Origin of the sequence: Pseudovibrio ascidiaceicola (assembly GCF_900114245.1) — a bacterium.
Lineage (GTDB): Bacteria > Pseudomonadota > Alphaproteobacteria > Rhizobiales > Stappiaceae > Pseudovibrio > Pseudovibrio ascidiaceicola.
Window position 1 is genome coordinate 46,744 of the sequence record NZ_FOSK01000017.1, and the last position, 13,025, is coordinate 59,768.

11 protein-coding genes are annotated in these 13,025 nt (G+C 50.9%); 9 read left to right on the forward strand and 2 right to left on the reverse strand.

All coding sequences use genetic code 11. The features are described from left to right. Positions 1–400: 400 nt before the first annotated feature. Entirely contained in the window at positions 401–1,444 is a 1,044-nt protein-coding gene (locus tag BM231_RS24030) for a DmpA family aminopeptidase (protein WP_093523579.1), read from the forward strand. Next, positions 1,437–2,390 (forward strand): phosphotransferase enzyme family protein, encoded by a 954-nt coding sequence (locus BM231_RS24035; RefSeq protein ID WP_093523581.1) that lies wholly within the window; start codon positions 1,437–1,439, stop codon positions 2,388–2,390. The genes BM231_RS24030 and BM231_RS24035 overlap by 8 nt, the downstream gene beginning before the upstream one ends. Positions 2,391–2,421: 31 nt before the next feature. Here BM231_RS24035 and gad read toward each other — a convergent pair whose 3' ends face one another. Beyond that, on the reverse strand, positions 2,422–3,798 hold the full coding sequence (gene gad, locus BM231_RS24040) for a glutamate decarboxylase (RefSeq protein ID WP_093523583.1): 1,377 nt from the start codon (positions 3,796–3,798) through the stop codon (positions 2,422–2,424). A gap of 179 nt (positions 3,799–3,977) precedes the next feature. Here gad and BM231_RS24045 point away from each other — a divergent pair, with 179 nt between their 5' ends. Continuing rightward, positions 3,978–5,087, forward strand: coding sequence for an ATP-dependent DNA helicase (locus BM231_RS24045; protein WP_093523585.1), 1,110 nt, complete (start codon positions 3,978–3,980; stop codon positions 5,085–5,087). A gap of 51 nt (positions 5,088–5,138) precedes the next feature. Beyond that, positions 5,139–5,588, forward strand: coding sequence for a ribose 5-phosphate isomerase B (gene rpiB / locus BM231_RS24050; RefSeq protein ID WP_093523587.1), 450 nt, complete (start codon positions 5,139–5,141; stop codon positions 5,586–5,588). 74 nt (positions 5,589–5,662) lie between these two features. Here the strand turns inward: rpiB and BM231_RS24055 are convergent, their stop codons facing one another. Beyond that, positions 5,663–6,052: a hypothetical protein gene (locus tag BM231_RS24055; RefSeq protein ID WP_093523589.1), complete on the reverse strand. Its 390-nt coding sequence runs from the start codon at positions 6,050–6,052 to the stop codon at positions 5,663–5,665. 380 nt (positions 6,053–6,432) lie between these two features. On the opposite strand from BM231_RS24055, the gene BM231_RS24060 reads away from it, so the two are divergent. From BM231_RS24060 to BM231_RS24085, 5 genes are all read left to right on the forward strand, one after another. Then, positions 6,433–8,886: a Tex family protein gene (locus BM231_RS24060; protein ID WP_093523591.1), complete on the forward strand. Its 2,454-nt coding sequence runs from the start codon at positions 6,433–6,435 to the stop codon at positions 8,884–8,886. Between the two features lie 804 nt (positions 8,887–9,690). Next, entirely contained in the window at positions 9,691–10,572 is an 882-nt protein-coding gene (locus BM231_RS24070; protein ID WP_093523595.1) for a hypothetical protein, read from the forward strand. Next, the gene (locus tag BM231_RS24075; RefSeq protein WP_093523597.1) at positions 10,562–10,945 is read left to right on the forward strand and encodes a CesT family type III secretion system chaperone; all 384 of its coding nucleotides are present in this window, start codon (positions 10,562–10,564) and stop codon (positions 10,943–10,945) included. The genes BM231_RS24070 and BM231_RS24075 overlap by 11 nt, the downstream gene beginning before the upstream one ends. A 164-nt stretch (positions 10,946–11,109) precedes the next feature. Then, positions 11,110–12,429, forward strand: coding sequence for an amidase (locus BM231_RS24080; protein ID WP_208860616.1), 1,320 nt, complete (start codon positions 11,110–11,112; stop codon positions 12,427–12,429). 72 nt (positions 12,430–12,501) lie between these two features. Beyond that, the gene (locus BM231_RS24085; protein WP_057465450.1) at positions 12,502–12,978 is read left to right on the forward strand and encodes a YaiI/YqxD family protein; all 477 of its coding nucleotides are present in this window, start codon (positions 12,502–12,504) and stop codon (positions 12,976–12,978) included. Positions 12,979–13,025: the final 47 nt, after the last annotated feature.

A 13,025-nucleotide genomic window follows, 5' to 3' on the forward strand; every position in this document is an offset into this window, starting at 1 on the left:
TCCTCATTGTTCAAAGTGTATCAGGCAGCATGCGTCACTTTTGGCCAGTCCTTTCAGTTCCCTGCAAGAGGAGCGGTTGCTATGATGCAGGAAAGATTCTGATGCTGGGAGTTTTGTGGCAGCTAATTGGTAGACCATTTTCCGATATTTCAGGGTATTTTGCAATTAGCTGCTTACACTTATTTTCGTTGATTTTATTGAAATTCTTGATGAACTAAATATGGGAATTTATTCGATTTACAAAGAGGCGCTACTTTGAGGGTAAAATTGGTCGGCCAATATTGCCGCAAACCATTCTCTGGAATGGGCCAGTAAATCTCTTAGTGACGTTGTTTGCTTTTTAACTATGAAATAGGACTGGTATCATCTGAGTGGAATACGATTTGTGCCAGAGGTTGGAATGTTTCAGAAAATCAATATTGGGTCTTTGCCAAAGGGGCCGCGGAATACAATTTGTGATGTTCCGGGTGTCAAAGTCGGGCATGTGACACTGACTGATGGTGATTGTCAGACTGGCGTGACCGCGATTACCACTCATAATGAGAATGCCTTTTACTTAAGAACGCGTGCGGCTTCTCATGTGTTCAATGGGTTTGGTAAGAGTGTTGGGTTGGTACAGGTTGAAGAGCTGGGAGAGCTGGAAACGCCGATCCTTTTGACGAACACGCTGAGCGTTGGAGCGGTGAGTGAAGGTTTGATTCAGCACACACTGGCAGAAACGCCGGACATCGACTTCGTGATGGGTACCATCAATCCTGTGGTGTTTGAGTGCAATGATGCTTTCCTGAATAAGATCAGTGCGTTGTATGTGCGCCCGCAGCATGCTCTTGATGCGATTAGCGCAGTTTCGGAAGAGTTTGAGCAAGGTGCGGTTGGTGCCGGGCGCGGCATGTCCTGCTATGGTCTGAAGGGAGGCATCGGGAGTGCTTCTCGTCAGGTGAAGCTTGGCAGCAAAGAGTATCATTTGGGTGCTCTGGTGCTTTCCAATATGGGGCGGATGCCAGACTTTACCTTGGCTGGACAACATATTGGCCCGCAGATTGAAGAGAAGCTGGCACGTGATGAGAGCGGACCTGAAAAAGGGTCTATCATCATGATCATCGGAACGGATCTTCCGCTTAGCGAGCGTCAACTGAAGCGGGTTGCCAAGAGAACTTCTGTAGGACTTGCACGAACTGGTTCATTTCTTGGTCATGGAAGTGGCGATATAGCTTTAGCATTCACAACTGCGGATCCAGTGGACACAAAGAGCAGAAAACGCACGCATTCGGTGGAACAAGTCGATGAGCGGCGAATTGACAGGGTGTTTAGAGCGACTGCAGAAGCTACAGAGGAAGCTATCGTCAATTCAATGTTGAATGCAGAGCGTGTGACAGGCCGTGATGGCAATACGCGTTATGCATTGGGAGATTTTGGCGAGTTAATGGGGGATGCAAATGAATAAGCAGGAAATCAAGCTCCTTGATGAAGCTTTTGCCTTGCCAGAAAACACCAGGTGGTCCTCATTTGGAGAGGGCCATGCCAATGAAACCTGGTTGGGAGAAATAGACGGGGAGGAGCCTGTTGTTCTTCGTCGTCACAATCCAAATAGAACTGAAGAGCAGATCCTTTCAGAATTTAAATGTCTGGATTTGCTGCATGATATGATCGGGTATGAGGTTCCGAAGGCGCTTTATGGCGTTAATCAGGAGCGTTTGACCGAGGTTGAGGGTGCTTACTATTCTGTCTTTGAGTTGATCGAAGGCGAGACGCCGCCACTGGATAAGACTGAGACCTGCAGCCAGAGTGGTCAGGCCTTGGCAAATCTGCACATCAAGCTTTGGGAGGAGCGAGATGCGTTTCGATTTGCGGAGGAGGGACGTCCGGGTGTTAGCAAAGAGACCCTGAAGTCAGGATCTGACTTGCTGGCAGCGCTTTCTGAGATGGAGGCTTCTAAGAACATCGATTCCAAGTATCTGAGCACTGCTTATTGGGCTGAGGTGGAGAAGGCGCTTGATGAAGCGCTGGGTAAGCTTGGCAACCTGAATGAAACAAAGCACCTGATCCATGGTGACTTCGGACCACCAAACACACTCATCAGTGAGAATTCTGGTGAGTTGGTTGGCGTGCTTGACTGGGATGAATGCCGTTGGGACCTGCCGGTCTATGATGTTGCTGGTGTTTATCCATTCCTGTGCGAGATCGACAAATCTCTCGGTGAGGCGTTTGTGGATGCCTACTTTGCAGGATTGAAAGGCTCCTCTCATCCGCTTGCAACGCGCGAAAGCGAAATACGCGCACTCATGGCAGCTGTACAATATGTAGCTACCTATAAAGAGTTTGAGCTGATGGTTGAAAACCACCTTGATGAACCTGAATATTTGGCGCAGCTGCTTGAGCAGCTGGCCTGACCATCATTCACGCTCTCTCACGGGATATGCTTTACCCGTGAGAGAAGCTTGGTCCTGCTTCTGACCATTTGATGTTGTTTTTATCCAGGTAGTTCAGAGCTTTACGAATATCCAGAAAGAGTTGATCGACTGCGTCGTGAGAGACGCCGTGTCGAACCATGATGCGTTGGACGACCGTGTCGTGCATGTTTGCTGGCAGAGGATAGGAGGCGATTTGCCATCCACTCATGCGCACGCGTTCTGAAAGATCATAGAGTGAGTAATGAGCTTTTTCTGGGTGTTTGAGGCGATAACACACGCAGGGTAGGGCGCCGTTGCCGTCATACAGGATGTCGAGTTCTGGCAATTCTGCCAGCTTTTCGGCGAGGTATTGCGCGTTCTCTGCGCAAGCTGACTGGATGTCTCTATAACCTACCCAACCGAGCCTCATGAAGTTGTAATACTGGATGACGATCTGACCTCCGGGACGGGAGAAGTTCAGCGCGAAGGTGGGCATGTTGCCGCCCAGATAATCGACGTTGAACACCAGATCAGAGGGCAGTTCTTTCTTATCGCGCCAGATTACCCAGCCAACCCCCAGCGGAGCAAGTCCGAACTTGTGGCCGGATGCGTTGATGGACTTTACGCGGTCTAGGCGGAAGTCCCAAAGTTGCTCGGGATGTAGGAAGGGAGCGACGAAGCCGCCGGATGCTGCGTCTACGTGGACAGGGATATCCAAGCCGGTTTCGTTTTGAAGCCGATCCAGCTCCTGGCATATTTCTTTGACTGGTTCGTAAATGCCGGTGAAAGTAACGCCCAGTGTTGGGACGACGCAGATTGTGTTTTCGTCTACGTAGTCTTTCAGTTGCTCGGGCCGCATGTGGAGCGAGCCTTCGCTGAGTGGAATCTGGCGGAGTTCCACATCAAAGTATTTTGCAAACTTGTGCCAGCACACCTGAACCGGGCCACAAACCATATTGGGTTTGTCGCAGGACTTGCCTTCTTTTTTGCGGCGATCTCTCCATGCCCATTTGAGGGCGAGGCCTCCCAGCATAGCTGCTTCAGAAGAGCCTGTTGTGGAACAGCCGATCGTCTCTTCTGCTTCTGGTGAGTTCCAAAGGCTGGCGATCATATGGACACAGCGGGCTTCAATTTCTGCCGTTTGCGGGTACTCATCCTTATCGATCATGTTTTTGTCGATGCAATCAGCCATGAGTTTGTGGACTTCATCTTCCACCCATGTCGTGCAAAACGTAGCGAGGTTTTGCCTTGCATTGCCATCCAGGTACAGCTCGTCTCTGACAAGATTGTAGGCTTCTTCCGGGCTCATTCCTGTTTCTGGAATGCGCTCTTTGGCAAGTCCTTCAACTGCGCGGGCCGTAGCGTAAATGTCGGGACTTTCGCTGGCACTTGTCTTCCACAATGGCATGGGGTTGCTCCGAAACTGATTGGCTGATGCAACCCTAGCGTCCGTGCCTGAATTCCGCGTAAGTTTTACAAATTCAATTTGGAGTGTCCTGTTGACCTTTTTAAGAAAACGAGGGCGTTTCAGGCCAGCTTCGTTTATTACTCATTCTGGTTTGAGAAAGTTATTACAGGTGGTCTGGAATGGATTGGTCTCCGCAACAAGATGATGCACTTACTGAAGTGGCGCGCTGGTCCCGTTCTCATGGGCCCCAAGTGTTTCGCTTGTTCGGGTATGCCGGTACCGGTAAGACCACACTGGCCCGCCATCTGGCTGAGGGGCTTGATGGAGAGGTGGCCTTTGGTGCCTTTACCGGTAAAGCTGCCCACGTTCTGCGTCAAAAGGGCTGTGCAGATGCTTCGACCATCCATTCGTTGATCTACCGTCCAAAGGGCACCAAGAAGGATGATGAGGACGAGGATGAGAGCCCTCAGTTCGCCATCAACCGTGACAGCCCTGCTGCGAAAGTGGACCTGATCATCATTGATGAGTGTTCCATGGTGGATGAGGAGCTTGGGCGCGATCTGCTCTCGTTTGGCAAAAAGGTGCTGGTGCTGGGTGATCCGGCTCAGTTGCCGCCTGTCCGAGGTGGTGGTTACTTCACCGAGTCCGAGCCGGACATCATGCTCACCGAGGTTCACCGGCAGGCGAAAGACAATCCGATTGTGCGCATGTCCATGGATATTCGTGATGGGCAAGAGCTGGACTTTGGCCAGTATGGCGACAGTTCTGTGATCTCCCGCCGCGATATCGATAAGGAGCGAATCCTTGCCTCTGATCAGGTGCTGGTGGGGACCAACAAGACGCGCAGGCTTTACAACGGCCGGATTCGGGACCTTAAAGGTATCACGACACAGATGCCGTCCGTTGGTGACAAACTGGTGTGCCTGCGAAATGACAAGACTAAAGGCCTGCTGAATGGTGGCCTCTGGGAAGTCTCCCGCCTACGCCCGCCACGTGGCAACACGCTGCGGTTTGATGTTACGTCAGAGGATGACCTCTCCGAGAAGGCGATTAGGGTGAAGGTGCTTCCCGCGATGTTTGAGGAAGGCAGCGAACAACTTCCTTACGCCATCCGCCGCCGCGCTGACGAATTCGACTATGGCTACGCCCTGACCGTGCATAAATCCCAGGGTTCTCAATGGGATGATGTGGTGCTGTTCGACGAAAGCTGGGCGTTTCGTGAGCACAAAACGCGTTGGCTTTATACAGCTGTAACCCGTGCAGCGCAGAAGATTACAGTGGTGCGGTAACTCATTACTCATTTGCTGCCAAAGTGCCTTGTTAAACGGGAAAGCCATTTCATGACGACCAACAAATACATCGTCCTTTCAAGTGATCATGCAGGCATCCAGCTTCGGCAAGTTGTTGCTGCTCATATTGCTGCGAAGGGTTGGGAAGTTGTCAACATCGGGCCGACATCGTCGGAAAGCACACCCTATCCAAAGCATGGCGAAGCGGCTGCGCAACTTGTTGCTTCTGGTGATTGCAGGTTCGGGATTGTCTTGTGCGGTACTGGCCAAGGAATCATGATGGCTGCGAACAAGGTTCGAGGTATCCGCTGTGGGGTTTGCAGTGACACATTCTCTGCTCGTATGATCCGCGAGCACAACAATGCAAACATGCTTTCTATGGGCGTCCGTGTGATTGGCGAAGGAGTAGCGCTGGATATCGTGGATGCATTTTTATCCGCTCAATTCGAAGGCGGGCGACACGCAACACGCGTGGAGATGATTGAGGCGCTGGAGGGATAGTGTGGTCTGGTGAGACAGACACTAAGTTTTAACAAGCTTGTGCGCGGGCGTGCCCGCGCTTGGCTTTTACTGTATTACTTAACGGTAATTTTGTAGGTGTTAGAGCCGCGACCACCTCGCGTGCGCCGTGCTGTCATAATGCTATAGCTTATACGTGCTTCGTCCGGACCTCGGTATCCTTTCTCAGGCTGATAATAAATGTACATAACATTTATGTTCTTGCCTTTGCAGATAGTGTTGTCCCGGTTAATAGGCCCACTGGATGGTCTCAAGATAAGTTTGCCGTGTTTAGGCTCTTTGTTGATTCTTACTCTTGGCATGGCTTCTGCAGAACAGGTTTCGCGGTCATAGAAACCGACACCATCCACATAACCACCTTTGTTGGCTGGTACTTCGCGTTTATAAGTATCTGCGAATGACGATGTCGCGACCAAACACGCCGCAGCTGCAATTAATAGTTTCATTTTAATGCCCCCTGTATTTCAACTTTTGCAGATTCTACTACATATTCTAGCTAGTTGGTGGTCATTCTTGCGCCTAGTAACTTACATTTAAAAGAATTTTTTTTATCATATTCACATGAGTGAAAACAAAAGAATGATGGCTTGCAACAAGAAGTTAGGTATTCGCTTTCAAAAGCTGGAGTGGCCTATAATCAAGACCATATGTAAAAGCTTGCAGAGCAACTGAATGTCTAGATCATTGGATAATGTCGACTCATATGTGTTCGTTTGCTGCTGGCCTTTGTCTCCTTTCCCTGTGCGTATTCAGTTCTCGCACCTAGTTTTGCCTGCATTGGGGACCTAGGGTGGGCTTTCAATATTAATAAGCTATAGAGAATTGAATGTCTGATCTGAGTTCTGTTGCTTCTTCTTCTCCTGCCAAAGCGGGTAAGCTTTCTGCTGATATTGCTTTGCGGATTTCTGAGCGTATTTCGGGTGAAATTGGCTGTGCGCCGGGGCAGGTGAATTCTGCGGTGCAGTTGTTGGATGAAGGGTCTACGGTTCCGTTTATTGCGCGTTACCGTAAAGAAGCGACGGGCGGGTTGGATGATACGCAGCTGCGTACGTTGGAAGAGCGCCTGATTTATATGCGTGAGATGGAAGATCGTCGCAAAGCGATTGTGAAATCCATTGAAGAGCAGGGCAAGCTCACCGACGAGCTGGCAAAGCAAATTGCTGGTGCAGACAACAAAGCCACTTTGGAAGATCTCTACCTCCCTTACAAAAAGAAACGCCGTACCAAAGCGCAGATTGCTCGCGAAGCTGGCATTGAGCCGCTGGCAGATCTGTTGCTGGGTGATCCGAGCAAAACGCCCGAGAGCGAAGCTGGCAGTTTTGTTGATGCGGAGAAGGGTTTTGCGGACACGAAGGCCGTGCTGGATGGCGCGCGCCAGATCCTGATGGAGCGCTTTTCTGAGAACGCTCAGTTGGTTGGCAAGCTGCGTAACTATGTGGCGCGTCAGGGTGCTGTGAAGGCAGAGGTTGTTGCTGGCAAAGAGCAGGAAGGAGCGAAGTTCTCTGACTACTTTGGTTATTCTGAGAACTGGAAGAACATTCCGAGCCACCGTGCACTGGCGCTGTTGCGTGGTCGCAATGAGGGGATCCTGGCGCTGGACCTGAAGGTGGATGAGGATGATGTTTCGGCTGTGAAGCCAGTGGAGCAGATGATTGCTGATGCGGCGGGTATTGTGAACAACGGTCGCCCTGCTGATAAGTGGCTCTCTGATGTGTGTCGCTGGACGTGGAAGGTAAAGATTGGCCTGCACGTTGAGCTGGACTTGATGAGCGAGCTGCGTGACAAGGCGGAAGAAGAAGCGATCAAGGTTTTTGCGCGTAATCTGAAGGACTTGCTGCTTGCCGCGCCCGCTGGGCCGCGTGCTACGCTGGGGCTTGATCCGGGTATTCGGACAGGTGTGAAGGTGGCTGTTGTTGATGCAACAGGAAAACTGATTGATACGGCAACGATTTACCCGTTCCAGCCACGCAATGACATTCAGGGATCTCTTGCAACCTTGCGGGCATTGGTTGCCAAGCATGGTGTGAGCCTGATTGCGATTGGTAACGGGACTGCAAGCCGTGAGACGGATCGTCTGGCGGCGGATTTGCTGAAGGACATTCCGGCAGAGCACCGCCCAACCAAGGTGATGGTGAACGAGGCTGGGGCTTCGGTTTATTCCGCCTCTGCGCTGGCTGCGAAAGAGATGCCGGATGTGGACGTGTCTCTTCGCGGAGCGGCTTCCATTGGTCGCCGTCTGCAAGACCCGCTTGCTGAATTGGTGAAGATTGAGCCTAAATCCATCGGTGTTGGGCAGTATCAGCACGACGTGAACCAGACCAAGCTGGCGCGCTCGCTGGATGGTGTGGTGGAAGATGCGGTGAACGCGGTTGGGGTTGATCTCAACACGGCGTCTGCTCCGTTGCTGGCGCATATCTCCGGCCTTTCTGACAGTTTGGCGAAGGCTGTTGTTGATTACCGGGATACGGTTGGTGCCTTTAAAAACCGCCGTGAGCTGTTGAAGGTGGCTCGTCTTGGGCCAAAAGCTTATGAGCAGTGCGCTGGGTTTCTGCGGATTATGGGTGGAACCAATCCGCTGGACGCGTCTTCAGTTCACCCGGAAGCGTATCCGCTGGTTCAGAAGATCATTAAAGCTTGTGGTCGCGATATTCGTGAGATCATGGGCTCCAACACGCTTGGCTCTTTGGACCCGAAAGAATTTACGGACGAGAAGTTTGGTCTGCCGACTGTAAAAGACATCTTCTCCGAGCTTGAAAAGCCGGGTCGTGATCCGCGCCCTGAGTTTAAAACTGCCTCCTTCCAGGATGGTGTTGAGACCATGCAGGATCTCAAGCCAGGCATGATGCTGGAAGGGACTGTTACCAACGTGACCAACTTTGGTGCCTTTGTTGATATCGGCGTGCATCAGGATGGTCTTGTGCATGTGTCTCAGCTGGCGGACCGTTTCGTGGATGATCCGCATACGGTTGTGAAGGCAGGTGATATTGTGACAGCGCGTGTTGTTGAGGTGGATATTGCCCGCAAGCGCATCGGCCTGACCATGCGCAAGGACAGTGCGGATGCTCGTGAGAACGCACGAGAACGACAGGCTGACCGGGGTGGCAACCGTAATCAAGGTGGAGGTCGTCCAGGTGGTGGTAATCGCCCGAATGGCGGCAATCGTGGTGGCGGGCCTCGCAGCGGTGATCGTGGTGGCAACAAGCCAGCTGATAACAGCGGCGGCAGCAACAACGCCATGGCGGCAGCACTGGCAGCTGCGTTTAACAAGCCGAAGCGGTAGAGAATTGTTTTATTGGGCCCGCTCAACTGAGGGCCTTCTTTTTTGGATGAATGATGGCGGATAAGCTAGTTAAAGCGCTTCTTATTGTCCTTTTTTTGAGTGCGATTGCGAGTAGCGGCAGCCTTACTCATTGGTCTGTTATGCTGGGCTTTACTACGTCTTGGCACAAGACTCTAATTAATGAGAATGTAAGATCTGACACTCTGGTCCCACTGGATGCTACCGGGAATCGGAGGTATTTCTACTCGTATAAAAGTGGAGAAAAAGTCTATCTATTTTCAAGTGGCATCCATAGATTCCTAGAGTCTAAAATGTCTAAAAATAGGCAGATACGAGTATTTTGCCGATCACAAATTTGTAGTAATGAGCCAAAGAGAGTCTATATCAATGTAGGGATAAGTGCATTCTTATTGTTGCTACTGATTTTTGCTCTAACAAGGCAGATCTATGAGCCTGATTAATTAAGGGTCATCTGTTTAGCAAAGGCCGACATCAGATGGGTGTACCAATATCTTGATTGAGGCTGGATTTACCTAGTGGATGTAATAAGTGTGTTTCTTTGGCATCTAGATGAGAAGCTATTTTAAATAAATTATATTTTTTCTGAGTGGGTAAGGTGTTTCGTAGAATTGATAAAGTTTTTTAGTTTCATGTAGTTGTAGTAATTATATTTTTCCTATCAAGGTATTCTCAAATTAATGTAATCGCACTCCTGTGCTGAATCTAACAGTCAGAATTTCTCTCATTGATACTGTTGATTTTGAGGTGGATTTTCTATCTTAGGTTGTGTGATGGGAGAATTCAGTGCCGTCCTTTGCTTCACTTGTTCATTGTCTTCGTTCAAATACTACAGAGACGCCAGATACTGTTAACTTCACGACCGTAAAAAAAGCGCAGAAGTACATAGGTGAGTTTCAGGGGAAGGAGGTTCGCGTTTCCGCGCAGGCCTTTGAAGACCTGAAGGTTGCGCAGAAAGTCATCTGGCAGACCAAGCAGTTGCTTCCATACGGTGCGGGTAATTTGACGCCGGAGGTGTTTGCTTCGCGCGGTGAGAGTTATCTGCGAGCCAACTATGGGCTAGCGAAAGCTCCGCAGCATGGTGGGTTGGCTGAAAGCTCTGTTCGTGTGCAGGCCGGCAACTGCTCCGGACATGCGGAGGTGAGCTACAAGCTTCTGGCGGCATCAGAAACAGACCGTCCAGTGGCTCGCGTTTCCTCTTCGATGGTTGATCATGCGTTTTGTATGATTGGTGATCCCAGAGACCCTACGCAAGAGGCCGTTATTGTTGATGCGTGGCCGACGTTTCCGGGCGCTTTTCGTCTTGAGGATGGGAAACAGAGTATCATGGGTGAAGCACCAACTGTGGTGTCGTGGACACGTGCCGGGCCAAAGCCTGCTTTATCTCTGGATATTGAGGAGTTAAAGCCGGTTCTTTTTGAGGAAATTCAGGGCTTCTTTAAGTCGCTGGATGTTCCCAGTGTTCCGGGAAAGAAGCTTGAGAATTTTATTGTTGAACAAAATTCCAGGTCCAAATTTATGTTTTCAAGTCTGAGCACCATGGAAAATCCTGCGACTACCTACGTGACTGATTGGACCTCAGAGACTGTGCAGGCGGATGAGATTCCCGGGAAGTACTTCCATGAGAAGTTCGAGGGGCTGAAGGCTGGGAAAAAGCATGGCTTCTAATAATGTGAATTTCCACCACCTGATGAAAGACCTCATGAGGCAGTATCTGATCAACGAGTATGAGGAGAATGAGGTCTACCAAGTGGATGTTGATGGCTCGCTCAGCATGTATTTCGTGGGCAATGAGAGGGACTATATCAAGCTGCTGGTGCGAGTTGATCGTGAGGCCATTCATGAGAGCTTGAGTGATAGCAATATGCTGAAGCTGAACCTGCCTGATCAGTCGGGACATCCGATTATTGTCGGGCAGGGGGACGATGACTCTGTTGTGCTGTGGTCACGTATTGCTCTGAGTGGATTGTCTCTGCCGGATTTGCTGGAGAGTGTTGAGACGCTTGGTTCTGCTGCTTCAGCCATCACAGCTCAGAACTAAACCAGTTCCCACTTTTCTGCGATACACTGAAGTTTTGCCACGCTTCGCCGTGGCAGATTAATAGACTGGTATCTCTTTTGTTTGGAGATGATTGAACTCACGAGGAAAACAGGCGACAACCATCAAAGTGCGATAAATATGCATGCGTGATGAGTGGAGATAACTTGTCGACAGATCCTCGTATACATTTCAGAGCGGTAGATGTAGCGCGCCGATATATTGATCGGGCAATGGACCTGCCTGATGGATGTGTAGAGCGTGTGTTTCTGGAGTTTGATGCCGAGAGGATTATGCGTGCGGCTGAAGCTGCCGATCAACGGCAGAAAGAAGCGCATGACTCGTTGCCTTTGCATGGCGTGGCTGTTTCTCTCAAAGACCTGTTTGATGAAACCGGCATTGTCACCAGTGCAGGCTCGCCGTTTCTACGTGGTCGGGCTCCGGCTTGTGAAGATGCCAAGGTGGTTTCTGCTCTGAAAGCAGCAGGGGCGTTTACCTGTGGCCGTACCAATATGAGTGAGTTGGGTTTTACGGGGCTTGGGCTCAATCCCTGTTTTGGGTCCCCTGCAAATGTAATTGATCCTGCACGCATTCCCGGAGGTTCATCCTCGGGCGCTGTTGCAAGTGTGGGGCTGGGGCTGTGTGATGCAGCGTTGGCAACGGATACTGGCGGGTCTGTGCGTATTCCGGCAGCGCTTAATGGGCTTTACGGTTTTAAGCCAACGCGGGCGACGATTTCGACCAAGGGGCTTTTCTCTGTCTGTCCTTCCTTTGATACGGTCGGCTTTATTGCGCGATCAATGCATATGTGTACCCGTTTGCAGGCGGTGCTTTCCGGGCAATGTCTTGCTCCGCGCAAGATAAAGAGCCTTGATGGATTGCATGTGGGGCTTGTGGCTTCGCCGTTGGCTGAGGGGCTGGATACGCAGGTGAGTGCGGATTTTGACCGCTCGATGCAGGCGATCCGGGATGCGGGGGCTATCATTGCGCCGGTTTCGGAGCCTGTCTTGTGCCATAGCGCGACGTTCCTTGGGACGATCTGCAGTTACGAGACCACTGCTTTGATTGGCGGGTATCTGGAAGGTCTGAAAGAGACTGGTGATCCTTATGTGGTGCAGCGGATCCTCAAGTCGACTGAGGTGACGAGCAAGGAGATGGAAGAGGCACGCTCAAAGCGGGTGGAAGCTATTCGTGCCTTTAAAGAGATGGCGGGCAAGTTTGATATTCTGATTGCGCCGACGGTGCCGACTGTTGCGCCGCTGCTTGAGGATGTTGATAGCAATCCGGAGAAATTTGGCTGTCAGCTTTCGCAGAACACGCGTGCGGTGAACTGGGTTGATGGGTGTGCTGCGACTGTTCCCATGAACCCGCATGGCATGCCAGGGACCGGTTTGATGTTGATTGGACGGGCTGGACGTGACTGGCATGTGCTTGAAATGGCAAGTCTGATTGACAAAGTGATTGCTCCTGCGCGACTAAAGGGCTGATTTGAGCGTATTCTCATCCGAAAACCGGAACCTCTTTTTGAGAATACACTGCGATGCAGGAGAAGAGCTGCTGTGACCAGCGCTAAAAAGATACTTATTTATATTGATGCGGACGCGTGCCCCGTCAAAGACGAGATTTACAAGGTTGCTGACCGGTATCGTCTGAAGGTGTTTGTTGTTGCCAACAGTTTCATCAACACGCCGCGCGACATGGACGTGGAGCGGGTGATTGTGCCTGACGGGCCTGATGTTGCGGATGACTGGATTGCTGAGCGGGCCGTGCCGGGTGATATTGTTGTGACGCAGGATATTCCGCTGGCTGACCGCGTGGTGAAGGCTGGTGCGCTTGCGCTGTCCCCCAAAGGAAAAGTGTTTGATGAAGCTTCCATTGGCATGGCGCTGGCGACACGTAACCTGATGGAAGATTTGCGCAGCTTTGGGGAGCAGACAGGTGGGCCGCGCCCGTTCTCACCGAAAGACCGATCTCAGTTTTTGCAGAAGATTGATCAGATCATTCAGCAGCTGAAGCGTCAGGGATTTTCGGTATAGCGGGCAATGTTTGCCATTAAGCACTGTGAAAACTGGCGATGACGTGC

Bases quoted from the DNA above. Each gene is read 5' to 3' on its own strand.
- gad (WP_093523583.1), bottom strand. From the start codon at position 3,798: ATGCCATTGTGGAAGACAAGTGCCAGCGAAAGTCCCGACATTTACGCT.
- rpiB (WP_093523587.1), top strand. From the start codon at position 5,139: ATGACGACCAACAAATACATCGTCCTTTCAAGTGATCATGCAGGCATC.
- BM231_RS24035 (WP_093523581.1), top strand. From the start codon at position 1,437: ATGAATAAGCAGGAAATCAAGCTCCTTGATGAAGCTTTTGCCTTGCCA.
- BM231_RS24030 (WP_093523579.1), top strand. From the start codon at position 401: ATGTTTCAGAAAATCAATATTGGGTCTTTGCCAAAGGGGCCGCGGAAT.
- BM231_RS24060 (WP_093523591.1), top strand. From the start codon at position 6,433: ATGTCTGATCTGAGTTCTGTTGCTTCTTCTTCTCCTGCCAAAGCGGGT.
- BM231_RS24075 (WP_093523597.1), top strand. From the start codon at position 10,562: ATGGCTTCTAATAATGTGAATTTCCACCACCTGATGAAAGACCTCATG.
- BM231_RS24045 (WP_093523585.1), top strand. From the start codon at position 3,978: ATGGATTGGTCTCCGCAACAAGATGATGCACTTACTGAAGTGGCGCGC.
- BM231_RS24055 (WP_093523589.1), bottom strand. From the start codon at position 6,052: ATGAAACTATTAATTGCAGCTGCGGCGTGTTTGGTCGCGACATCGTCA.